The sequence below is a fragment of the Dorea sp. AM10-31 genome, from assembly GCF_003435815.1.
Classification (GTDB): Bacteria; Bacillota; Clostridia; order Lachnospirales; family Lachnospiraceae; genus Dorea_D; species Dorea_D hominis.
In genome coordinates this window covers 156,950-181,072 of record NZ_QTUV01000004.1, presented here as the reverse complement: position 1 = coordinate 181,072, position 24,123 = coordinate 156,950, and the positions used below count along the sequence as shown (strand labels likewise).

Genomic DNA, 24,123 nt, shown 5'->3' with positions numbered 1-24,123 from the left:
GGAATTTTCCAGCTCTTTATATCTCTGTGATATTTCGACCTTATACGGTCGCCTGCCGAAACTGCACTGATTGATTATTCCAAATGCTATGACCACTGAATGATTGTCGCACCCCATGTCAGTCCTGCGCCAAAGCCGGCAAGTACAATTTTACTGCCACTCTTTAATTTCCCTTTACGGTTACATTCGTCCAGCAAAATCGGGATACTGGCAGAAGATGTATTGCCATACTCCTTAAGATTCATTGGGAATTTTTCTATCGGTTCATCCAGTCTCCTGGCAACCGCTTCAATGATTCTTCGATTTGCCTGGTGCAAAATATAGCATGCGATGTTTTCTTTCTTTAATTTGTTCTTTTCGAGCGTCTCCGTTATGACTTCTGGCACTTTTTTTACAGCAAATTTAAATACTGCCTGTCCGTCCATCTGCATGAAATGTTCTTCATCAAATACTGTTTCCTTATCGATCTTTTTTGTAAGGCCATTTGCATCATGTCTGCTCTTTAGCGTAAGTGCTTTTCCGCTTTTCCCATCGGAATGTGTCACCGGAAAATACATTCTGTCTGTCGTTATTTCCTCATTCTGTGCGTCATACGCCTGTACAACTGCCGCTCCCGCTCCGTCTCCGAATAAAATGCATGTCCCACGGTCTTCCCAATTTGTCAGATTCGACAGGCTCTCACTTCCAATAACCAGTACTGTCTGGTACATTCCTGCCGCAATATAAGCTGCTGCCGTATTATATGCCAGTACAAATCCGGTACATGCTGCGCTTAAATCAAAACAAGTTGCATTTAACGCACCTATTTCTTTCTGCACTTCACATGCCGCACACGGAAGTATTACATTCGAAGAAATTGTTGATACAAGGATCAGATCTACTTCTTCCGGTCTGACATTTGCATTTTCCAGTGCACGCTTTCCTGCCTCTGCTGCCATTGATACGGTTGTCTCATTCGTGATAATGTGCCGCCTTGCCACGCCGGTGCGTTCCTGAATCCATTCATCACTGGTTTCTACTAATTTTGCAATGTCGTTATTATCCATACAATATGACGGGATATAAGAACCCGTTCCTGTTATTCTTCCAATCATGTTCATTCCTCTGTATATTTCCGCCGGAAGACAGATCGTGACATCGCATTTTATCTCCGACGAATTATTTTGACTTTCAAAGTATATATTCTTTTCCTTTGTTTGTCAAGTATTTTGATATTCAAATTATATTATCCTAAAAAATTACCCCACCGCCGGTCAGGAGATATTTCCAAAACCGGCGGTGGGTTTGAACTGTATGTACACATCAACCAATTATGGTCTCTGTCCCATTCCACCTTCCAATGTAATTGTCTCACCATTCATATATTTAAAATCCGGAGAAGCAAGCTGTACGCATGCACGTCCGATCTCTTTCTCAACGTCTCCGTAGTGTCCTGCCGGCGGCATCTTAACATTTGCCTTAAATGCGTCAGGATATGCTTTCTGGAAATTCTCTAACTGTGCTGTCCATGCAAGCGGGCAAACAATATTGACATTGATTCCATCTGCTCCCCATTCTGTTGCTGCAACTCTTGTAAGTCCACGGATACCTTCTTTTGCAGCCGCATATGCACACTGTCCATAGTTGCCAAACAATCCTGCTCCGGAAGCGAAGTTGATTACTGAACCTTTAGTCTCTTTCAGGTAAGGATAGCATGCTTTCATATAATAGAATACTGCATAAAGTCCGGAATATACTGCAAGGTCAAACTGCTCTGTTGTGTGATCTGCAAGTGTTACACCCGAAGCAGATGCCTGTGCATTGTTGATCAGTACATCAATTCTTCCAAATTTGTCAACTGTCTGTTTTACTACATTCTGAACTGCCGCCTGATTGTCCGCTCCGGCGTTCACATCTGCCTGTACCGGCAGCACTTCAATTCCGTATAATCTCTCTAATTCTTCTTTTGCATCTTCCAGCTTCTTTACATTTCTTCCGGTAATAACAAGATTAGCGCCCTCTTTTGCATAAGCAGTTGCAATACCATATCCGATCGATCCGCAACTTCCATCACTTAATACAGCGCGTCCTCCTCCTGTAATGATTGCTGTTTTTCCTGTTAAAAATCCCATAGTTTTAACTCCTTTCTGTGCGTTATGTCTTTTCTGATCCATACCTTCTGTCACGGCACCTGCAAGTTATCTCTCCTGCACTGTGGAGTGGTCTTCTTCTCGTCCTTTCGAGTTCCCCTTAAGCAGCTTCATATCCTGGCTGCACACTTCCCGAAATGGGCAACTGCGCTTCCCCAGCGCGAAAGGTATAAGAGTATAATAGCAAATCGCTCCTGCGAATTCAATATACAATTTCGTTTATTTTCAGTCATATTTGTTAATTTTTTACTAATCTTTCTTATTGTTAGAAAATTGCCATTTGAATACTTATTTATTCCATCCCCACCTGAATATCTGCTTTATTTTTCTTTTCATTTGTCCCCCAGCTTGTTACAATAAAGTATGATGTCAGGGTCAAAAGTCTGAAAACACGATATGTTACACAAGAGCGGTTTTATGGCTTTATGACCCGCCTCGATATGAGCATAAAAAGAAAGCATTAGCTTCACGATATGCGAATATGGGGTAGAATTTAAGAAAAGATGAGGTAACAAAATGAAATTAATGATTGCATCCGATATTCACGGTTCAGCTTATTACTGCAAAAAAATGCTGGAAGCATATAAAAAAGAAGAAGCAGACCGTCTGCTTCTTCTTGGCGATATTTTATATCATGGACCACGTAACGATCTTCCGAAAGATTATAACCCAAAGGAATGTATCGCTATGTTGAATCCGATGAAAGAACATCTGCTCTGTGTCCGTGGGAACTGCGATACAGAGGTTGACCAGATGGTTCTGGAATTCCCGATCCTTGCCGACTACGGTTTCCTGGAACTGGATGGACATACGATTTTCGCCACCCATGGTCATCATCACAATCCGAAGAATCCACCGATGTTAAAAAAAGGTGACATTCTCTTAAACGGACACACACACATTCCTGCACACCAGGATAATGGAACTTTCATTTACATGAATCCGGGATCTGTCTCTATTCCAAAGGAAAATTCTGCACATGGGTATATGATCTATGACGGTGAATTCCACTGGAAAAAACTTGATGGGGCAGAGATTCCTATGCCACTCCAAAAGGTTTAATAATAATTTAAATTAAAAAATAGATCGCGTCCAACCTCATTGTCTGGCACGATCTATTTTTTTCTTAATTTTTCTGTTCTTTCTTAAACACTCTTCTATATAAATTACGCATTCCACTGACTAACAGTGTCAGATAACGAAGTACCGGTTCTGTTGCAATGGAAAAAATCACAAACAACATAATGCATTTTTCTGACATCCCTGTGATTGCAAACAGCTTTGGCAGGAAGATACTGCAGAGGATGAGACCTGTCATGGACCCAATCCACACAATTCCGCGCAGAAGATTCAAAGGCTGACAGATCCGGTACAATATCATAAATCCAACAACCGCAAGCAGCATAGTTGCTGCTGTCGAAATAGCCGTTGCTCCAACTCCGAATTCCTGCCCAAACACAACCAGTGCCCCAACTGCAAGTACATCAGTAAGCCCCGCCGGAAGTGCTTTTAATACAACATTTGTAAGGAAATGTCCTTTAATAATATCTTTATTCGGCTGGAACGCAAGGAAAAATCCCGGTATTCCGATCGTAAACATACTAATCAGCGAAACCTGTGATGGTTCCAGCGGATAAGAAATCATAAATACAACCGAGAACAATGACAACAGGAAGGAGAATATGTTCTTTACAAGGAACAGACTCGCTGATCTCTGGATATTATTTACTACACGTCTTCCTTCCAATACAACTGATGGCATACAGGCAAAATTGGATTCCAGAAGCACAACCTGTGATGCCTGTACCGCCGCGTCACTTCCGGATGCCATTGCAACGCTACAATCCGCATCCTTTAATGCCAGTACATCATTTACTCCGTCTCCCGTCATTGCTACGGTTCTTCCCTGGGCTTTCAAAGCCTGTACAAACTGACGCTTCTGCGCCGGTGTAACACGTCCAAACACAGTATATTCCGCAATCGCTTCCGCTGTCTCTTCTTCTGTCCGAAGCGTAGACGCATCAATATAACGATCTGCATTTTTAATTCCTGCTTCTTTTGCAACCTCAGAAACCGTCAATGGGTTATCACCGGAAATAACTTTCACATCTACTCCCTGTTCTGCAAAATAGGCAAATGTTTCCGGTGCCTCCTGACGGATTGGATTTGCCAGAAGAATATAGCCGTAAGGAATCACCTTATCTCTCAGACGTTCTCCGTCCAGTTCTCCTTCGTATTTACCAAACAATAGCACACGATATCCTTTGCCGGCATATTTCTGGACCTCATCCCTGCACTGGTCATAATCTTTCCGAAGCACCAGTTCCGGTGCGCCAAGTACATAATTATTCTCTGTGCCATCCTTTTCCTTCAAACACACTGCACTGTATTTCACTGCGGATGTAAAAGGAAATACCTTCACCACGTTTCGTCCGTCTCTATCCTGGAAATACTCTTTCAGTGCCGCCATTGTTGCATTATCATTGCTCATGGCTTTTGCAAAATCTCCAATTAACGTACGGAGCTCCTTTTCATCTGGTTTTCCTGCTGACTTTTTCTCACCGATTTCTTTTTCTTCGGTTTCTTCTTTTTCTTCATTATCTTTTTCATCTGCTGTAACTGCTACCAGTTGCTTCACACACATAGATGGTTCGGTAATCGTTCCTGTCTTATCGACGCACAATACATCTACACGCGCAAGCGTCTCGATACTCTTCATGTCATGCAGCAATACTTTCTTGCTGGCAAGTCTCATGGAACTTACTGCCAGCGCAACACTTGCAAGCAAGTATAAACCTTCCGGGATCATACCGATCACAGCTGCTACCATAGATGTAATACTTGACCGGAACGGATCATGGTTCATAAAGAAGCTCTGCACAAATAAAACAATTCCAATCGGGATCAACGCAATTCCGACAAATTTGACCAGTTTGTCAAGAGAACGGATCATCTCCGACTGTTCACCCTGTTGCATCTGCTTTGCTTCCAGAGTCAGTTTTGAAATATACGAATCAGCACCAACTGCATCCAGTCTTGCATGACACTGACCTGCCACAACAAAGCTTCCCGACATCAGCGAGTCGCCTTTTTGCTTCGTAATCTCATCCGATTCTCCGGTAAGCAGCGACTCATTGACCTGCACCTCGCCTGCCACAACAATCGCATCTGCCGGTATCTGATTTCCCGCTTTAAAAATTACAATATCATCCAGAACAAGCTCCTGTGCATCTACTCTGGATATCTTACCGTCTCTTACCACACTGGCATGCGGTGCATTTAACATATTCAGATTATCCAGTACTCTTTTTGCGCGGACTTCCTGTATGATACCGATCAATGTATTAAAAATAATAACCGGAAGAAATGTCAAATCCCTGAACGCTCCGACAAGGCAAAGTAAAATTGCCAGTACGAGAAAAATCAGGTTAAAATAAGTAAATACATTCTCATGTATTATTTCTCCTGTTGTCTTTGACGGCGGATCTACCGCTATATTCGACCAGCCATCTGCTCTGTGCTTAGCCACCTGTGCCGCTGAAAGCCCGATCTCATAATCCGGCTCGTAACGGTCTGTAGTTCTCTTTCTAACACCTGTTTTTGTAAATGTTTCTGTTATTCCTTCATCAAAAGGTTCGTCCTTATAGCCTTTATTTTTATAGTAATTCTGTCTTTCTTTTTTATATTTCCAACCGGCGGGCTTTTTTCTTTTCATTTAGTCCCTGCCTCCTTTTATTTTATGTTAGGATTAAAAAATGCCATACGAATTATTCCGTACTGTATACTCCTACAATTCTCCCCAATCTTCTATATCATCTTAGCACATTTTTCCATCTGCAAATCTAAAGATTCTGTAAATAGTTTCTTAGTTTTATCATAACATACTTTAAAATATTATCACAAAATATCTTTTGACTATCTGTCTATTCTTCGTTATAATCGTAAAAGCAAATAAGAAAAGGAGACAGAACATCTATGAATTTCAATCAGATTACCATGTTATCAAAAATGAAAAATGCCATGGAAACATTTCGCCGGAATCATCCAAAATTCCCATTGTTTTTGAATGCCGTATCACAGAATGCTCTTGTAGAAGGAACTATTATTGAAATAAATGTAACTACGCCAGAAGGAAAAAATTACTGTACTAACGTAAAATTAAAAAGCAGCGATCTTGAATTAATGGAAACCTTGAAAAATATGAACTCTTAAGACCTGTTGTTTCTGTCGGGCAATGCTAAAGCGAGCTACAAAGCCTGCCACTGACAGTTTTTTCCGGATATTAGGGCAATACAAAAGCAGCACCGCAATATCTTTCTGAGGAATTCCCTCATTTTCAGATATTACCGTGCTGTTTTTTATTACTACCTTTATAGTCTGACTTTTAGCTATATATGAAGAATCTGTCACTGACATTCTTCAAAAACGACATGATACTTCAGACTCCCACTTTTTTACAGATATCTGCCAGACAGCATCTGTCACAGTGTGGCGTTGTCCGTGCTGTACAGACTTCTCTTCCGTGATATACAAGACGATGGCAGAGCTCACTTCCTTCTTCCGGAGGGATGATCTTCCATAGTTCCATCTCTACTTTCTTCGGATCTTTGATTCCATCTACCAGTCCGATCCGGTTAGACAGCCGGATACAGTGTGTATCTGTAACGATCGCAGGTTTTCCAAACACATCTCCCATAATCAGGTTTGCGCTTTTACGCCCAACACCTGGAAGTTTCAGAAGCGCTTGAAAATCATCCGGTACATTTCCGTCGTATTGTTCATCCAGAATCTTCATGCAGGCGCTGATATCTCTTGCCTTACTTTTGCCAAGTCCGCATGGTCTGACAATTTCTTCAATCTCTTCCGGTGAAGCCTGTGCCAGCGCTTTCACCGTCGGATACTTATCATACAATGTTTCAACGACTATATTCACTCTGGCATCCGTACACTGTGCGGCAAGTCTCACACTTACCAGTAGCTTCCATGCCTGATCATAGTCCAATGTACAGTCCGCATCCGGATATCTCTTTTTCAAACGTTCTATTACTTCAAGTGCTCTTTGTTTTTTTGTCATTCTGTCTGCTCCTTCTTGCTGCCATCACTAATCATCTGTAATCTTGGAATGATGTATTACATACCCAGTTTTTCTGCAACAGCCTGTCCTGCCGGTGTGCCTGCGACACCACCGATACCCGTCTCACGAAGAGTGACATCCATCTTATCTCCAACATCTTTCATTGCATCAATCACCTGATCGATCGGGATCTTACTTGTAATTCCAGCCAGCGCCATATCTGCAGCTGCCAGTGCATTCACTGCACCTCCGACATTTCTCTTCACACATGGGACTTCTACCAGTCCCGCTACCGGATCGCATACCAGTCCCATCAGATTCTTAAGCGCCATTGCACATGCATTGGCGATCACTTCACTGTTACCGCCACGTACATGACAGATTGCACCTGCTGCCATCCCGGAGCCGGAACCGATCTCAGCCTGACATCCACCTGATGCACCTGCAAGATATGCTCTGTTGGCTATGATCTGTCCCAGACCTGCTGCTACATATAATGCTTCTATCATCGTTTCCTCCGGCACCTGATACTCTCTATAATAAGTAACAAGAACTGCCGGAAGTACACCACATGCTCCAGCAGTCGGTGCTGCTACTATTCTCTTCATGCATGCATTATTACAGCCCATTTTCAATGCATTTGCCATAACTTTTGCCATAAAATCGCCACATAACGGTTTCTCATTCTCTCTGTAGACATCCATCTGACCGCCGTCTTTTCCGACCATTCCACTTTGTGAAACCAGATTCTCTTCATAGGCATCCAGGTTTTCCAGCATAGACTGCCACATACCTGTCATCTGTTTCCAGGAGTTCTCCAGTGTAACTCCTCTTTCATTTGCATCTTCTATCTGTACAGCCTTCCAGAATGGAATGCCATCTTTTTTGCAGCGTAGCTGCGCTTCTTCCATTGATTGATATGACATACGCTTCTATCTCCTTTTACTATTCTTACTCTACTCCGTTCGGATCCAGGAATTTTACCCGGATAATTCCCGGCTTACTTTCCAGATCTTCGATTGCTTCCTTCGGAATCACCTGATCTGTCTCAACAACCATTACCGCACAGCCGCCACGTTTATCGCGAAATACCTGCATTGTCGCAATATTAATCTCCGCTTTGGAAAGTGCTGATGATACATCCATGATCCGTCCAGGTTCATCTATATTTCGAATAATCAAAGTGCATGTCTCACCGCTGAAATTCACGTCTATTCCATCCAGCTTGCAGACTTTGATACGACCACCACCGATGGAATGTGCCTGCATCTTCATCGTCGGAACACCTTCTGCTTCCATCACAATCTGTGCTGTATTCGGGTGTGCACCTTTAATGTCCTTGTTCTCAATTGTAAATTCCATGCCTTCTTCTTTTGCTACATCAAAACTTACCGGAATCCGCATATCGTCTGGCAGCATCCCCAATAATCCTGCGATCAGTGCTTTGTCCGTTCCGTGTCCTTTCCCCGTTGCAGCAAATGAGCCATGCAGATATACTGTAGCTTTCTCTGGCTGTCTCCCGAACAATTGTCTTGCAATAAGACCGATGCGCGCTGCACCTGCTGTGTGGGAGCTTGATGGACCGATCATAACCGGTCCTAAAATATCAAAGATATTTCCCATTTTTTTACCCTCTCTTTTCTATTTTTTGACACATATCTACTTCTTATTATACGTTTTCTCACCTCTCTTTACAATCTTTTTCTGTACGCCGTTCTACTTATTTTCTTTCTCTTTTTTGTTATAAAAATCACATAATTTCCACCGCACTTTCCACTCCTGTATTCATCTATTTTGACACTGCAAACTTGTAAACAAAGTCATGATATGCTAACATTGAAGTCAGTCTAAAAAAGGGAGTGTATGACCTATGAACAAGAAAGAAGTACTGGAAATCCGCAAGCAGTTCACGCCGGAAAACTGTGCAATTACACGTATTTGCGGCTGCTATGTGGATCACGAGAAAGAAAAAAAGACAGAACTGAAAAAGGCTTTTCTTTCCATGCCGGAAGAAGAAGCCTTCAAATATTTTGATATTTTCAAACATACGTTATCCGGAACACTTGGGAAAAATCTGATGAACATGGAATTTCCGACAGAGCAGGAGATGCCGGGTGGAACGCAGGAATTTCTCTTAAAGCTCCGTGACAGCAAGCTTACCGATGATCTTCTGGTTGAGGAATTTTACGATAAGGTCATTGAAAATTATATTTACCCAGAAAATTATTACATCATACTGATCCATGCGGTCTATGATGTGCCGGGCAAATCTTCAGACGGTCTGGAGATGTTCGATGCTTCCGATACTGTATATGAACATATCATGTGCAGTATCTGTCCGGTAAATCTTACCAAAGCGGGACTTACATACAATGCAGAGACGAACAATATTGAGGACCGTATCCGCGACTGGTTTGTGGAATTACCTGTCAAAGGTTTCCTCTTCCCGGCATTTAATGACCGTGCAAGTGATCTTCACGGAGTTCTGTATTACTCCAAGAAACCAGAAGAGCTGCAGCCGGACTTCATTGAAAATGTTCTCGGAAGCCAGATCCCACTTACCGCAAAAGATCAGAAAGCATCTTTCCAAACGATCATCAGTGACACACTGGGGGAAGATTGTGATTATGAAGTTGTAAGAAATATTCACGATAATCTGAATGAAATGATCGAAGAAGCCAAAGAAACACCGGAACCGCTAGAACTCGGCAAACCGGAAATGAAGAATCTTCTTGCCAGAAGCGGCGCTTCCCAGGAACATCTCGAAACTTTCGATGAGGAGTTTGAGGAAGTGGTCGGCGAAAAACAGACATTACTTGCCGCCAATATTGCAAGCACAAAAACTTTCCAGATTGAAACTCCGGATATTGTTCTGAAAGTAAACCCGGAGCGGTCTGATCTCGTTGAAACCCGAGAAATTGACGGGCGGAAATGTCTCGTTATTCCGATTGATGAACATCTGGAAGTCAATGGAATTGAAGTCCATTAAGCATGGGATAAAAAGTATGGACTTTCGTTTTACAATTGAGTGCAAATAAAAATTTGCATATTTTTTCAAAATAATGCAAAAAAACATTTGCATTATCTGCCAGAATGTGATATTATACTTTTTGTCAGCGAGCGGAGATGGCGGAATGGCAGACGCGCTAGATTCAGGTTCTAGTGGGAGTTTATCCTGTGAGGGTTCAAGTCCCTTTCTCCGCACTAGCGATAAGAACTCTTGAGTAATCAAGAGTTTTTTTGTTATGGCAACGAAGCAAATGCATCATATTTGCATGACAGCATTTAACGACCGCTAATCAGAGCAAGATTCTCGAGAGCGTATCTTGTCTCTGTGTATACGATGAGCCAAGTACAGATTTGTGCTTGCACAAGGATCTGTATTTGGCGAACAAAACAAAAGACTTCACCCTGGGCACGCCCAAAAATGAAGTCTTTTTCGTTCCCTTACTATTTTCCTGCGAAACTTATTTAATAGCATCTCTCCATGTTGCAGGCTCAAACTTGTCCTGAATTGGGATCAGTCTCTGGTCAACATCGATCTGTAATACAGAGTTGAAATTATTTGTTGCCATCATCTGGCATGCAAATCCAACAATAACTACGATCTCTTTGTCAGTGTAATATTTCTTTAACTCTGTAAATGTTTCGTCAGATACTTTTGTAGGGTTCTTAACGATCTGCTCTGCAAGACTCTTCAGAAGTGCTTCTTTCTCAGTTGGTTCAAAGTTAGATGGATCAATTCCGATCTCTGCTAAATCGCTTACGAAGAATAAGGAGCACAGAAGGCATCCGTTTGTTGAAGATACAGAATGTGCATAAACAATTGCTGCACGCTGTCCAATAATTTCAACCAGTCTGTTCCATGATGTATACCATCCCATAAATGCGTCATATGTTGCATAATCCTGAAGCAGTGCTTCTTTCATATTTGTTAATTTTCCCTGATTCTTTAACTCAAGATAAGCTTCCAGTTCTTTTCCTGTAGCTTCTTTTTCATTTGTAAATGCTACTCTTGCCATTTCTTAATGCCCTCCATTTTATAACATATTCTTTCAGTAGGTTTATAGGAACATAATACTACTTTCCACATTTTCCGTCAATCATAATTCACATTTTCTCACTTTTTTGTTTGTTTTTTTGGTGTTTTGACAAATGTATTTCTGTTAAAACGATGTAAATTTACTTTATTACATATAAAAGCACTTGCGCCTCATTATCGAAAAGGCTATAATATTCTACGGAAGATTTTGTAATTTTCGCAATAATTCCAACAATCATTTCTAAAATTATTTTAAAGGCAGGTGAACAGCATGGACGGTTGTGATAGTCACGGGCGAAGTAAGAATATAGAATCGGAAACAAGCAACAGTCGATGCTGTTATTTTCTATAATTTTTGATTCTATTTTCCATGCCCTGATTTTCATTTCTTAAGGATCTTAAACAACTGAAAATCACATAGCAACTTGGAGGTAAAAATGGAAAATAAAACACAGAATTACACACCGGAGATTCTAAAAATCATCCGGAGCAACACCTCTCCGGGGATTATGCGAAACAAACTGGAAGACTACCACGAGAATGATCTCGCAGAAGTTTTTCCGGAACTGACCGTAAAAGAGCGTGTCAAACTTTGTCGTATTCTCGACCTGGATATGCTTTCTGATATCTTTGAACACACCGATGAAAAAGAAGCAGCAGAATATTTGAATGAAATTGATGTCAAAAAAGCGGCATTAATTTTGTCTGCAATGGAAACAGATGCCGTTGTAGATGTTTTGCAGATGGTTCCAAAAGACAAAAAGAATCTTTTTATCGAACTGATGGATGATGATGCCAGAAAAGACATCGCCATTATTGCTTCTTTCGACGAGGAAGAAATCGGTAGCAAAATGACAACCAACTGCATTATGATCCGTGAAAATCTCACGGTCAAGCAGGCAATGAGCAGCCTTATTGACCAGGCGGCAAAAAATGATAATATTTCTACTATATTTATGGTGACAGACAAACAGACTTTTTATGGTGCTATGGATCTGAAAGATCTGATCATCGCAAGACAGGATCAGCCGTTGGAAGACTTGATCGTAACGTCTTATCCTTATGTATATGGAAATGAACTGATTGATGATTGTATTGAAAAGTTAAAAGATTATTCCGAGGATTCTATCCCGATTCTTGACAATGAAAACAAACTGCTAGGTGTCATCACATCCCAGAGTATGGTAGACCTGGTTGATGACGAGATGGGTGAAGACTATGCAAAGTTCGCCGGATTGACCGCTGAAGAAGATTTGAAAGAGCCATTGCGCGAGAGTATTAAAAAGCGTCTTCCGTGGCTTCTGGTTCTGTTAGGTCTTGGCATGGTTGTTTCTTCTGTTGTCGGATTATTTGAAACAGTTGTAAGCCAGCTTACATTAATTATGTGTTTCCAGTCACTGATTTTGGATATGGCCGGAAATGTCGGTACACAGTCGCTTGCTGTTACGATTCGTGTCCTCATGGACGAGTCATTAACCGGAAAACAAAAATTTGAACTTGTATTAAAAGAAATGAAAATTGCATTTTCCAATGGTTTCATCCTTGGTGTTCTGTCCTTTGTATTAATCGGATTGTATATTGCACTTTTCAAAGGAAAGAGTTTCCTGTTCGCCTATGCAGTCTCCGGCTGTATCGGTGCTTCACTGTTATTGGCAATGGTTATTTCCGGCGCCGTTGGCACATGTATTCCTCTTTTCTTCAAGAAAATACATGTCGATCCGGCTGTCGCATCCGGGCCACTTATTACAACCGTCAACGACCTTGTTGCCGTCGTATCCTATTACGGACTTAGTTGGATCCTTTTAATCAACCTGATGCATTTAGCAGGTTAGAAAAGGGGACGGGGATTTTCTAAAAAGGGACAGGTGCAACCGCAAAAGGGGACGGGGATTTTCTAGAAAATCCCCGTCCCCTTTTGCGGTTTTTTACATTTTCATCATGCCAGACATGATACACCCACCAATTGCTCCACATTTTCCCAATTCTATCCACTGGTCCATGTGGAATTTTATTCCACCGATTCCATATACAGAAATATCTACAGCTTCACAGACTTCTCGTAAAAAGAGCAAGCCTCTCGGCGGCAGCCCTTTTTTGCAGTCTGTAGCGTAAATGTGCCCTGCTGTTATGTAGGTTGCACCGAGTTTTTCTGCTTCTATGGCCTCTTCTACAGAATGTACAGAAGTGCCAAGTTTCGCAAATTTTTCTCTCCACCGCCCAGATGCACTTTTCCCAGCCGTCACTTCCCGTAACAATGGCAGTGGCAAATGAAGGCCGTCACACGGCAATTCCATCGCCACTTGATAGAATGTATGCAAAATACATGGAACCTGATACTCTTTGCAGATTGCCAGCACTTTCTCTGCAAGATCTTTATATTCTTTTTCGGTCAGATCTTTTTCCCGCAAAATTATGGCATCCGGTCCCCATTCACAAATTTTTCGGATCTGTTCTAAATATGGTCTCTTGCTTAATGTACGGTTTGTCACTGCAACTACATGAAACCCTTGCACTTTCTCATTTGTACATCTATCATCCGTATTTTTTATTTCTTTACACATACTATAATCTCTTTATATCTTTTACTTGTTCACACATAAAATATAATCGCTTCGTGCATTTTATTTCTTTACGAAAATATAATCTCTTTATATCTTATAATTCTCTATACATAAATATAATCACTCATGACCGGCTGCAGATCATTTTTCAGCAATGCATCATAAACTTCCTTCACACTTCTGCCATCAGAAATTTCAAACTGATCATCGCCTTTGTCCTCGATATCTTCCACATGGCTTCCGATTCCGGTGCTGACTCCTGCAGAAATCTTAGTAGCCGCAATACCTACGAGATGATCTCGCACGCGTGCGCACTCTCTTGTTGATACGGTAATGCTTGCAAATGGCATAAAGAGACGATATGCGCAAACAACCTGCAACAGCTGTGTCTCATGCACATCCATCGGGTTGATCCGGTCGTTATTGATGATCGGACGCAACCGTGGACAGGAAAATGCAATTTCAGCATGTGGATATTTTCTCTGTAATAAATATGCATGATATCCGGTTGCAAATGCATCTTTGCGGAAATCGTCCAATCCCAGAAGTGCGCCGAATCCGACACCACGCATGCCACCTTTTAAAGCACGCTCCTGTGCATTAACACGATATGGATAAATACGTTTATGTCCTGCCAAATGTAATGTTTCATATTTATCAGAATTGTACGTTTCCTGGAATACGGTCACATAATCTGCACCACATTCGTGTAAATATGCATATTCGTCTGAATTGACCGGATAGATTTCAAGTCCGATTACTTTGAAATATTTTCTTGCAATCCTACATGCATTTCCGATATATTCCACTGTGGACTTACTTCTGCTCTCCCCAGTCAGAATGAGAATTTCCTGTAATCCAGTTTCTGCAATTGCCTGCATTTCTTTCTCAATTTCTTGATCATTTAACTGCGCACGGTTAATTTTATTGTGACAGTTGAATCCACAGTAAATACAATAATTCTCGCAATAATTTGCAATATAAATCGGCGTAAACATATACACACTGTTTCCAAAATGTCTGCGTGTCTCGTCTTTTGCTGCCTGTGCAATTTCTTCTATAAACGGAAGTGCCGCAGGTGATAAAAGCGCCGCAAAATCTTCTGGTGTTCTGGATGTGTGTGCGATTGCCCGCTTTACATCTGCCGCCGTGTATTTATCATAATCGTAAGCTTGCATAGCTTCTACAACCTGATTCAACACTTCTGAGCCGATATCTTCCATTCCCGGCAAATATGTCATATGATCGATTCTGTTTTTCTTCTGATCTTCCAGAATCTCCTCACTTAATATACTTTCATTGATATGTTGATTTTCCATCTTTTTTACCTTCTTATATTTTTGCAATTTTTGTTAAGATTAATCCTCTAAAAATCCCGTAAGCGGAGAGGATGCGCTGGCACCTCTTTCGATTGTTCTTCCAAGTCCGGACAGATAAGCACTGCGCCCTGCCTCGATTGCTTTCTTAAATGCTTCTGCCATGACCGGAACATCACCTGCTGTTGCGATTGCTGTATTTGCCATCACTGCCGCTGCGCCCATTTCCATTGCTTCGCATGCCTGTGATGGGCGACCGATTCCGGCATCCACGATGATCGGTAGATCCATTTCATCAATGAGAATCTGTATAAATTCTTTCGTCGCAAGTCCTTTATTGGAACCGATCGGCGCTCCAAGTGGCATAATGCATGCTGCTCCGGCATCTGCCAGCGCTCTTGCCGCATTCAGATCCGGATACATATATGGCATAACTACAAATCCTTCTTTTGCAAGAATTTCCGTTGCTTTTATTGTTTCGTAATTATCCGGCAATAAATATTTGGAGTCGCGGACAACTTCGATTTTTACAAAATCCCCGCATCCAACTTCTCTTGATAATCTTGCGATTCTGACAGCTTCTTCTGCATTTCTTGCTCCGGATGTATTCGGAAGTAATGTTACATTGTCCGGAATATAATCCAGAATATTTGCCAGTCCGCCTTCATTTGCGCGGCGAAGCGCCAGTGTAATGATCTGCGCATCTGCTTTTTCAATGCATGCTTTTACAAGATCCAGTGAAAATTTTCCTGATCCTAAAATAAATCTGGATGTAAATGTGTGTCCTCCCAGACTCCATGTGTCTTTTGTACTCATATGTTTGTCCTCTTTTCTTATTATTTTTTGATTTATATCTCTTCCTCACCAAGAAGCAAGCGTGTGATCATATTTGCTTCATGGGCAGCGCAGATTGCAACTCTTGGCGCCATCAGTCCATTTCCATAACCTGGCTCTGTCACACGGTCACCACACAGGTAAAAGTTCTTCATCAGATGTTCTGTGCGAATTGTATTACTGCTCCCATAGCCTGCCATTCCGGTTGCCGATACCAGTTTCTTTTTCGGAAAATGCTGTAGAATTCCATTTACCAGCATTGCTTTTGCCTCTGGATTATCAAACGCTTCGCATACAATTCCTGCATCTTCAAAAAGAGAAATCAGATTCTCTTCTGTCACTTTCACGCAGTCCGTCCGGATATCAAGATATGGATTGATTTTCAAAAGCAGCGATTTCAACGCATCGGTTTTATACATTCCAAGATGTTCCATAAAGTACTGCTGCCGGTTCAGATTCGTAATATCCACTACATCAAAATCAATCAAGTGCAAATGCCCGACACCAATTCTTGCAAGTGCATACGCCACATTTGATCCAAGCCCACCAAGTCCGGCAATTGTCACATGTCCGGCAGATAATTTTTTCTGGATCTCCGGCGAATGACGTTCTTCCAACGCCGCCTGGATCTCTTCTTTTGTTAATGTCTTTGTTGTCTGTCCTTCCATCATTTTCTCCTTTATGTCATTAACTTCCTGGCTCATCTCTTTTTGGTCCGGAACTTCTTTTTCCTCATCGATTTCCTCACGCAACTGTCATAATCCCTGTGCTCATCTCTTTCTGTCCCGGACTACTCTTTCTTCCGCTTTAGCCTCCTCCGACAAATGTCACAACTTCCAGACGATCACCGTCTTTCAACATCGTATCGGAATATTCATATTTCGGAAGAATATCTCCATTTAACTCTACCGCAATCCTTTTCATCTGATATCCTGCGTTTTCCAGATAAGCAGCAACAGATATTGACTGTTTCATCTGAATCTCTTTTCCATTTACTGTGATCATTTCACTACACCTCCTTTTAATCTTAGAAAAAAAGAGTTCACAAAGAAACGTACCCGCGGTGGTGCGCCCCTTCATGAACTCTTGTTCACTCTCAATCTTTTATACCTGTTAATAACAAAAACGGAAGATACCAAAGTATCTTCCGCTCATAGCATATTCCTTGCGTTCCTACGTTGGCATTATCCAAATCAGGTATATGGGTCGAAGTTTTAAACTTCCTCTCAGCCTATCACATAAGCTCCCCGGTTCTATTTGATTGTTCCTCTCCAGTATAAATGTATTTCACAGATCTGTCAAATATATTTTATATCACATCCTTATCTGGAGCATCTGAACTGAAGTTCTTCCCATCTTCTGTCTACTTCTTTCTGGAAAGCCTCTAACAGATACTCATTGCCTTTCTTGAAAAGATGTTTGAATCTTCCCTGTGGTCTTAAGAAATCTTCGATTGGGAGTTTCTTCTTCGGCTCATAGTTCAGAATCCATTTTCCTTCTACGACCTCAAATAACGGCCAGTAGCATGTCTCTACACCAAGTTTGCAAATCTCCATAATATCCGGCGTATTGTATCTCCATCCACGCGGACATGGTGCCATAATATTTAAGAAAGCAGCGCCTGGTGTATAAATCGCTTTTTCGGATTTGATATGCAGATCTTTAAAGTTCTGTACAAACGTTGTCTGTGCCACATACGGAATATCATGCGCAGCAATTACAGATGCAAGATCTTTTCTGTTCTGTGGTTTTCCGTTACTCTCGCTTCCTACCGGTGTAGTTGTTGTATCTGCATACATCGGTGTTGCAGAAGAACGTTGGATGCCGGTATTCATGTAAGCACCGTTGTCATAACAGACATATACCAGATCCTGATTTCTCTCCATTGCTCCGGACAGTGACTGCAGACCAATATCATAAGTACCACCGTCACCACCAAATGTGATAAATTTGTATGTTTCGTCTAATTTTCCTTTTCGTTTTAATGCTTTGTAAGCACCTTCCACACCACTCATGGTTGCGCCTGCATTTTCAAATGCATTATGAATGTAGCTGTCTTCCCATGCTGTGTATGGGTATGTAAATGTGGATACTTCCAGACATCCTGTTGCATTTCCGATGACTGCTTTATCACCTTCATGAAGACCGCGCAGTACATTACGAACTGCGATTGTTCCACCACATCCGGCACACATTCTGTGTCCTGGCGCCAGACGCTCTGATTTATTCATTGTCTCTTTAAAATTATAACTCATCTTCTCTACGGCCCTCCTTATTCTCTAATTCCAAGATAGCGGTAGGTTTCTCCTGCATCGCCATCTGCGATCATCTGTTTCAGGGCTTCAAATACGCCTTCCATGTCTTCTACGCGCACGTCACGTCCGCCAAGACCGTAGATGTAATTCACTGCCAGCGCATCTGCTTTTGCGCGGTATAATGCACTCATCACATCTGCACCTAACGGTCCGCCATGGTTCGTATAGCTTTCTGCACGGTCCATAATTGCAACTGCTTTCACATTTTTGAGCGTCTCCGCGATCTCATCAGCCGGAAATGGGCGGAACAGACGGATCTTCACAAGTCCGACTTTCTCTCCCTGTTCTCTTAAGCGGTCAATTGCATCTTTTGTTGTTCCTGCTGCAGAACCGATCATTACAACTGCACGTTCAGCATCTTCCATGCAGTAAGATTCAAACAGACCATATTCACGTCCGGATACTTTTGCAAATTCCTTTGCAACCTCCTCTACAACTGCCGGTACGTGTTTCATGCCTTCTGCCTGCGAGCGTTTTGCTTCCATATAATAATCTGTGATTGCATATGGACCAACTGCCATCGGGCATTCCGGATTCAGAAGATAATTCTCCGGTTCATATTCTCCAACGAAATTCTTTACCTCTGCGTCATCCAGTAATTCGATATTTTCTACTGCATGACTGGTGATAAATCCATCCTGACAGATCATGATCGGCAGTCTGACATCTGCATGTTCGGAAATGCGATATGCCTGCACCATGTTGTCATATGCTTCCTGATTATTTTCTGCGTAAATCTGGATCCAGCCTGCATCTCTTGCTCCCATACTGTCGGAATGATCACAGTTGATGTTGATCGGGCCGGAAAGTGCACGGTTTACAAGAGCCAGTGCTAACGGCAGTCTATTAGATGCCGCAATATATAATTCTTCCCACATATAGGCAAGTCCGCAGGAAGAAGTCGCTGTCAAACTTCTTGCTCCTGCTGCCGAAGCTCCGATTGCAGCGCTCATGGAACTGTGCTCACTCTCTACCGGAATAAACTCTGTATCTACCTGTCCGTTTGCTACAAAAGAAGCGAAATACTGTGGAATCTCTGTGGACGGAGTAATCGGGAATGCCGGGAACACATCTGGATTAATCTGTCTCAATGCGATTGCAACCGCTTCATTTCCTGATAAACGTTCTCTTTTTCCCATCTTATTTCACCCCTTCCATCTTAATTGCGTCAAATGGACATGCTTTTACGCAAATGCCACATCCTTTGCAGTGTCCATAGTCAAAATCCAGTCTCTTCATGTCTTTTACCGGGATGCAGCTGTCCGGACAGACCGGTACACAAAGTAGACACTGTTTACATTTATCTGCGATAAATTCTGGTTTTACTTCTGACCATTCCCCTGTGTTGAACTCTTTGGAGGTTCCTGCACCGGCAACGATCATACCTTCTGTCAGCTCTTCCCATGTTGCTTTTACACCTAATTTACTGATATCTGTAGCCATTAGTGCACCTCCTTAAATGCCATCTCAAGTGCTTTCATATTGCCGTCAATAACTTCCGGCTTGCTGGCGAATTTGTGCTTGAAGGATGCTTTCATTTCTCTTAAGAAAGTCTCCTCATCCATAATCCCTGCTACTTTTACAATTGCAGCAAGAAGTGGTGTGTTCGGGAAATATTTTCCCATTGCCTCCATTGAGACTTTGTGTGCGTCAATAATATAAACTTCTCCTTCGTATCCATGAAGATGCGGAATGATCTCCTCTTTTGTGCGCTGTGTATTTACAAGAATTGCTCCATCTTTTTTCAAACCGCTAGTCACATCCACGGATTCCAGTAAGGATTCATCTACTACAACTACATACTGTGGATCATAAATATTAGAATGTACACGGATCTTTGTATCGCTGATTCGGTTATATGCTGTAATCGGTGCTCCCATACGTTCCGGGCCATACTCCGGAAAACCCTGTACGTATTTGCCTGTCTGGAATGCTACATCTGCCAGCAACAATGCGGCTGTTTTTGCACCCTGACCACCACGACCGTGCCATCTGATTTCTGTATGATTACTCATCTTTCGTATTCCTTTCTTTAAAAATTAGTATTACTCTGATTATACTGTATAAATATGCGCATGTCTAGAGCGCACTCTGTTTTTATGTTTTTTATAATTCTTGAGAATTGCATCTGCATCTTGCTTTTTCTTGCAGATGTAGATACTTTTCCGGCGTAAGACACCAAGAATCAACTTGTATCTCACAAGTCCACAGAAACATCTCACCACGAAAAAGCACCCCAGAAGATCTGCTCATCGACAATTCTCCTGGGATGCTTTTTCGTGGCTTTCGACTGTTATTACGGATATTTACTTTTTCTTATATCTTTACTTTTTCATTCTACAACCCTGGTATCACTATTTGATACCGTTATCTACCTGATACATATGTTTGATCAGGCGGAATATCTGATTTGTGTACCCCCACTCATTATCATAGAAGCTGATAAGCTTAAAGAAATGTCCATTGATCTGGATTCCTTCACGTGCATCAAAGGATGATGCATGGCTGTCTCCGATAAAATCAGAAGATACTACTTCGTCATCGATATAATCTAAAATTCCTTTCAGATATGTCTCTGAAGCTTCTTTCATTTTCTTACAAATATCTTCGTAACTGGTTTCTATTTTTAAAGCAACATTCAGATCCACAATGGATACATCTGAAGTCGGTACACGGTAAGAAATCCCATTCATGCGATCTTTTAATGTTGGAATAACGAGTGAAATCGCTTTTGCAGCTCCTGTTGTGGATGGGATCAGGTTGCCAAATACGGCACGTCCTGTACGCCAGTCTTTAAGTGAACGGCAGTCAACTACTTTCTGCTTAGCTGTAGCAGAATGTATCGTAGACATTAATCCATACTCAATTCCGTAATTGTCTTCTAAGACTTTACACAATGGTGCAAGACAGTTTGTTGTACACGACGCATTCGAAACAACATGCATAGACGGCTGATAAAGTTCGTGGTTGATTCCCATTACAAATGTCGGTGTATCCTGGTCTTTAGCAGGTGCGGAAATGATTACTTTCTTTGCGCCACCTTTGATATGTGCCATTGCTTTCTCTGTAGTACAGTAAGCACCTGTCGCATCTATAATATATTCTGCTCCACATTCCCCCCAACGAATGTCTGCAGCATCATTTTCCGAGTATACACGAATCTTCTCACCATTGACGATGATTCCATCCTCATACCTTTCGAGCGTTCCCTGAAAACGTCCGAATATTGAATCGTAACGGATCATATAAAGAATATAATCCAGATCAGCGTTTCTTACGTTGATCCCACAAAGTTTAAACTGCTCCGGCTGATTGATGGCAATACGGAATGCGACTCTGCCAATGCGTCCAAATCCGTTGATGCCAATTGTTATTGCCATAATAAATACCTCCTGTGTATGACATATTAATACTTTTGTATCTTTCCCCATTTGCAATAACAGTCCGCCACAATCTATCGCGAGTGTAACATACTTTTTCCCGGAATACTACCGAATTGACAGTAATTAATCATTTAACGGGATACGTAAATATTTAACAAGATTTCGATTTTTTTCACAGCTATTTCTGACTGAATATGCCTCCGTCTGACAATCTCCTAATCAAGATTAAAAAGAATAGAAATGAAGTTTCCTATTATATAGAAAATGGTGCCCTGCGTATCTGCGCAAAGCACCATTTTATTCGTATTATATTCTTTATTTATAAATCATTATGCTTAAACCATTTCATACCTGTAAGCACTTAGATTCATTTTATTGAGCCGGGCTTACAACAACTTTGTATGTTGCCTTATTTCCAGCTTTTGTTCTTGCAGTAATAGTAGCTTCTCCTGCTGCGACTGCTGTAACTTTTCCAGTTGCATCTACTGTTGCAACCTTCTTGTCGGAAGAGCCGTAAACAACTTTACTGCTTACACGTGCCGGCCAGCAAGCCAGTTTATTTTCTGCTGCAGAAGCTCCTGCAACAAGCATTTTACCGGAAGCATCTTTGTTTACTTCTTCTGCTGCAAAGCTAAGCTGTGCATAGTTCTTTACAACATCTGCAGATACGTCCTGGATTGGCCATGCAGCTTTGTCTTTCTGCCAATTCAGCTGCCATAACCACCATCCGCCATCATACACGCTGATGTTCTTCACACCATTCTGATAGCAGATCAGGAATGGGATTGTAGCTCTCCATCCGGTTCCGCAATAGAATGATAATTCATTGTCTAAAGAAGAGTCAGACTCTGCAAGGATAGATTTTACTTTGTCGATTCCTACAACTTTACCGTTTTCAACATAGCTTCCATCATCTGTGTTATGTCCCCATACAGCACCTAAAGGCTCTCCTGCATAGTCGATATATCCATAACCTGTTTCTTCGCCTTCAAATTCTTTTGTAGAACGGATACTTACCAGACGGAAGTTTGCGTCATTCTGTAGTTTGTCTTTTGCATCCTCTGCTGACAGGATGTACTCTGGATGCGCCGGAACAGTTGTACCGAAGCTGTAATTATCTCCTCCGGCTTTCTGCTCGTTTACTTTTGTCTCCACATCGTATCCGGCAGCTTTCCATGCCTGCATACCGCCATCGACAACTTTTACGTCTTCAACTCCTGCATAAAGCATTGCAAACGCAACTCTTGTTACGCTAGAATCAGATGCACTTCTGCCGTATAAAACTACTTTTGTATCTTTTGTAATTCCGTTTCTCTTCAGGAACTCACTTAACTGTTTACCACTGCGGATATTGAAATTGTCTTCCGGTTTTACATCTTTTTCATCGTAAAGGCCAAAGTCATCTTTTCCGTCTCCATATGGCCATGGAGCACAGTCGTCATATTCTACTGCATCTGAGTTGATATGATATGCTCCCGGGATATGACCTGCATTATAGTTTTTATCTCCTGCTGTGTCTCCCCATGCAACTTCTGATACGAATACATTTTCATATCCTTTCTGAAGTCCGGACATTGCGCTCTTTAACCATTCCGGCGATACATATACCTGCTGTTTGGATACGGATGCCGGAGTCTTATCTACAACTGTAACTTTGCATGCAGTTGACAGATATTTGCCTTTGCTGTTTTTCTGTGTTGCTTTTACAGTAATTGTTGCTGTACCGGCTTTCTTAGCTGTTACTTTCCCATTGCTGCTTACAGTTGCTACTGCTTTGTTGCTGCTTGTCCATTTTACAGGGCAGTATACGCCAGCCGGTTTTACAGCTGCTTTCAGTGTGTTTGTTTTTCCGACTACTACAGTTGCTTTGACAACACTTACTTTAACACTGCTTGGTTTTAAGTTCTTAACAGTAATCTTCACAACTTTTTTCACTTTTTTGTTCTTCTTGGATGTTACAGTAATGTTTACCTTTCCGGCTTTCTTACCTGTTACAACACCTTTGGAAGATACGGTTGCAATCTTCTTGTTGCTTGATTTGTAAGTAACTGCCTTGCTTGCATTTGCAGGCTTTACTGATTTGACCGAAATTGTAGACTTTCCTTTGATATCAACTGTTTTTGTTGTTACCTTCACGGAAAGGCTCTTCGGTGCTTTGGACGCTGCCTGTGCCGGTACGCTTGTACCGAAAACTGCTACAACTGCTAACATAGCAATCATTGCTGCCGCAGCCTTTTTCATAAAATTTTTCATGATTTACCCTCCTTTTGTAAATTTGTATCAGGGCATATAATCCCTGATAATATTTTACTGCAATAGAAACTTTCACTCCAATTGGTATTTTTGATATATAAAAGCACTTATAGATTTTTATTGATATTTATTATCAATAATCGTCATCGGATACTATAGCAGCAAAATTCCCGACATACACATCCGATTATGTACATGCCGGGAATTTTTTTATTC

General features: G+C 41.6%; 22 protein-coding genes, 1 tRNA gene and 1 riboswitch. Of the genes, 5 read left to right on the top strand and 18 right to left on the bottom strand.

Annotated elements, in window-relative coordinates; all coding sequences use genetic code 11:
* Positions 1–86: 86 nt before the first annotated feature.
* Positions 87–1,094 carry a beta-ketoacyl-ACP synthase III gene (locus tag DW125_RS08610; RefSeq protein WP_117537848.1) on the bottom strand — a complete coding sequence of 336 codons (1,008 nt, stop codon included), beginning with the start codon at positions 1,092–1,094 and terminating at the stop codon, positions 87–89.
* A 216-nt stretch (positions 1,095–1,310) separates the two neighbouring features.
* The gene (locus DW125_RS08605; RefSeq protein WP_117537877.1) at positions 1,311–2,111 is read right to left on the bottom strand and encodes an SDR family NAD(P)-dependent oxidoreductase; all 801 of its coding nucleotides are present in this window, start codon (positions 2,109–2,111) and stop codon (positions 1,311–1,313) included.
* Between the two features lie 534 nt (positions 2,112–2,645).
* On the opposite strand from DW125_RS08605, the gene yfcE reads away from it, so the two are divergent.
* A complete protein-coding gene (yfcE, locus tag DW125_RS08595; protein ID WP_021859708.1) occupies positions 2,646–3,191 on the top strand; it encodes a phosphodiesterase in 546 nt (181 codons plus the stop codon).
* A gap of 64 nt (positions 3,192–3,255) precedes the next feature.
* Here yfcE and DW125_RS08590 read toward each other — a convergent pair whose 3' ends face one another.
* Entirely contained in the window at positions 3,256–5,844 is a 2,589-nt protein-coding gene (locus tag DW125_RS08590) for a cation-translocating P-type ATPase (protein WP_117537846.1), read from the bottom strand.
* Between the two features lie 260 nt (positions 5,845–6,104).
* On the opposite strand from DW125_RS08590, the gene DW125_RS08585 reads away from it, so the two are divergent.
* Positions 6,105–6,341: a hypothetical protein gene (locus DW125_RS08585; protein WP_117537845.1), complete on the top strand. Its 237-nt coding sequence runs from the start codon at positions 6,105–6,107 to the stop codon at positions 6,339–6,341.
* A 226-nt stretch (positions 6,342–6,567) separates the two neighbouring features.
* Here the strand turns inward: DW125_RS08585 and DW125_RS08580 are convergent, their stop codons facing one another.
* The 3 genes from DW125_RS08580 to sdaAB are packed head-to-tail and all read right to left on the bottom strand — an operon-like array spanning position 6,568 to position 8,826.
* Complete coding sequence (locus tag DW125_RS08580; protein WP_021859705.1) at positions 6,568–7,203, bottom strand: endonuclease III domain-containing protein; 636 nt, start codon at positions 7,201–7,203, stop codon at positions 6,568–6,570.
* A gap of 56 nt (positions 7,204–7,259) precedes the next feature.
* Entirely contained in the window at positions 7,260–8,129 is an 870-nt protein-coding gene (sdaAA, locus tag DW125_RS08575; RefSeq protein ID WP_117537844.1) for an L-serine ammonia-lyase, iron-sulfur-dependent, subunit alpha, read from the bottom strand.
* A gap of 25 nt (positions 8,130–8,154) precedes the next feature.
* Positions 8,155–8,826: an L-serine ammonia-lyase, iron-sulfur-dependent subunit beta gene (sdaAB, locus tag DW125_RS08570; RefSeq protein WP_117537843.1), complete on the bottom strand. Its 672-nt coding sequence runs from the start codon at positions 8,824–8,826 to the stop codon at positions 8,155–8,157.
* Positions 8,827–9,073: 247 nt separating this feature from the next.
* Here sdaAB and DW125_RS08565 point away from each other — a divergent pair, with 247 nt between their 5' ends.
* The gene (locus DW125_RS08565) at positions 9,074–10,192 is read left to right on the top strand and encodes a DUF4317 domain-containing protein (RefSeq protein WP_117537842.1); all 1,119 of its coding nucleotides are present in this window, start codon (positions 9,074–9,076) and stop codon (positions 10,190–10,192) included.
* A 131-nt stretch (positions 10,193–10,323) separates the two neighbouring features.
* Positions 10,324–10,407, top strand: a tRNA-Leu gene (locus DW125_RS08560).
* A gap of 263 nt (positions 10,408–10,670) precedes the next feature.
* Here DW125_RS08560 and DW125_RS08555 read toward each other — a convergent pair.
* Positions 10,671–11,225, bottom strand: a complete 555-nt coding sequence (locus tag DW125_RS08555) for a carboxymuconolactone decarboxylase family protein (protein WP_021859701.1) — start codon at positions 11,223–11,225, stop codon at positions 10,671–10,673.
* Positions 11,226–11,682: 457 nt separating this feature from the next.
* Between DW125_RS08555 and mgtE the strand changes: the two genes are divergently transcribed.
* Entirely contained in the window at positions 11,683–13,077 is a 1,395-nt protein-coding gene (gene mgtE, locus DW125_RS08550; RefSeq protein WP_117537841.1) for a magnesium transporter, read from the top strand.
* Between the two features lie 93 nt (positions 13,078–13,170).
* On the opposite strand, the gene DW125_RS08545 is transcribed toward mgtE, so the two are convergent.
* The 11 genes from DW125_RS08545 to DW125_RS08495 form a co-directional block, all read right to left on the bottom strand.
* The gene (locus tag DW125_RS08545; protein ID WP_021859593.1) at positions 13,171–13,806 is read right to left on the bottom strand and encodes a thiamine phosphate synthase; all 636 of its coding nucleotides are present in this window, start codon (positions 13,804–13,806) and stop codon (positions 13,171–13,173) included.
* 104 nt (positions 13,807–13,910) lie between these two features.
* The gene (gene thiH / locus DW125_RS08540) at positions 13,911–15,125 is read right to left on the bottom strand and encodes a 2-iminoacetate synthase ThiH (RefSeq protein ID WP_117537840.1); all 1,215 of its coding nucleotides are present in this window, start codon (positions 15,123–15,125) and stop codon (positions 13,911–13,913) included.
* Positions 15,126–15,164: 39 nt separating this feature from the next.
* Positions 15,165–15,938, bottom strand: coding sequence for a thiazole synthase (locus DW125_RS08535; RefSeq protein ID WP_021859595.1), 774 nt, complete (start codon positions 15,936–15,938; stop codon positions 15,165–15,167).
* A gap of 32 nt (positions 15,939–15,970) precedes the next feature.
* The gene (gene thiF / locus DW125_RS08530) at positions 15,971–16,627 is read right to left on the bottom strand and encodes a sulfur carrier protein ThiS adenylyltransferase ThiF (RefSeq protein ID WP_408640167.1); all 657 of its coding nucleotides are present in this window, start codon (positions 16,625–16,627) and stop codon (positions 15,971–15,973) included.
* 136 nt (positions 16,628–16,763) lie between these two features.
* Entirely contained in the window at positions 16,764–16,961 is a 198-nt protein-coding gene (gene thiS, locus DW125_RS08525; RefSeq protein ID WP_021859597.1) for a sulfur carrier protein ThiS, read from the bottom strand.
* Between the two features lie 147 nt (positions 16,962–17,108).
* A riboswitch (TPP riboswitch) is annotated at positions 17,109–17,216 on the bottom strand.
* Positions 17,217–17,278: 62 nt separating this feature from the next.
* On the bottom strand, positions 17,279–18,211 hold the full coding sequence (locus tag DW125_RS08520; protein WP_021859598.1) for a thiamine pyrophosphate-dependent enzyme: 933 nt from the start codon (positions 18,209–18,211) through the stop codon (positions 17,279–17,281).
* Between the two features lie 17 nt (positions 18,212–18,228).
* Positions 18,229–19,410 (bottom strand): hypothetical protein, encoded by a 1,182-nt coding sequence (gene porA / locus DW125_RS08515; RefSeq protein WP_021859599.1) that lies wholly within the window; start codon positions 19,408–19,410, stop codon positions 18,229–18,231.
* A gap of 1 nt (position 19,411) precedes the next feature.
* A complete protein-coding gene (locus tag DW125_RS08510; protein ID WP_021859600.1) occupies positions 19,412–19,714 on the bottom strand; it encodes a 4Fe-4S binding protein in 303 nt (100 codons plus the stop codon).
* The gene (locus DW125_RS08505) at positions 19,714–20,286 is read right to left on the bottom strand and encodes a 2-oxoacid:acceptor oxidoreductase family protein (RefSeq protein WP_021859601.1); all 573 of its coding nucleotides are present in this window, start codon (positions 20,284–20,286) and stop codon (positions 19,714–19,716) included. The genes DW125_RS08510 and DW125_RS08505 overlap by 1 nt, the downstream gene beginning before the upstream one ends.
* A 339-nt stretch (positions 20,287–20,625) precedes the next feature.
* On the bottom strand, positions 20,626–21,651 hold the full coding sequence (gap, locus tag DW125_RS08500) for a type I glyceraldehyde-3-phosphate dehydrogenase (protein ID WP_117537839.1): 1,026 nt from the start codon (positions 21,649–21,651) through the stop codon (positions 20,626–20,628).
* Positions 21,652–22,026: 375 nt separating this feature from the next.
* Positions 22,027–23,907: an Ig-like domain-containing protein gene (locus DW125_RS08495; RefSeq protein WP_117537838.1), complete on the bottom strand. Its 1,881-nt coding sequence runs from the start codon at positions 23,905–23,907 to the stop codon at positions 22,027–22,029.
* Between the last annotated feature and the right edge of the window lie 216 nt (positions 23,908–24,123).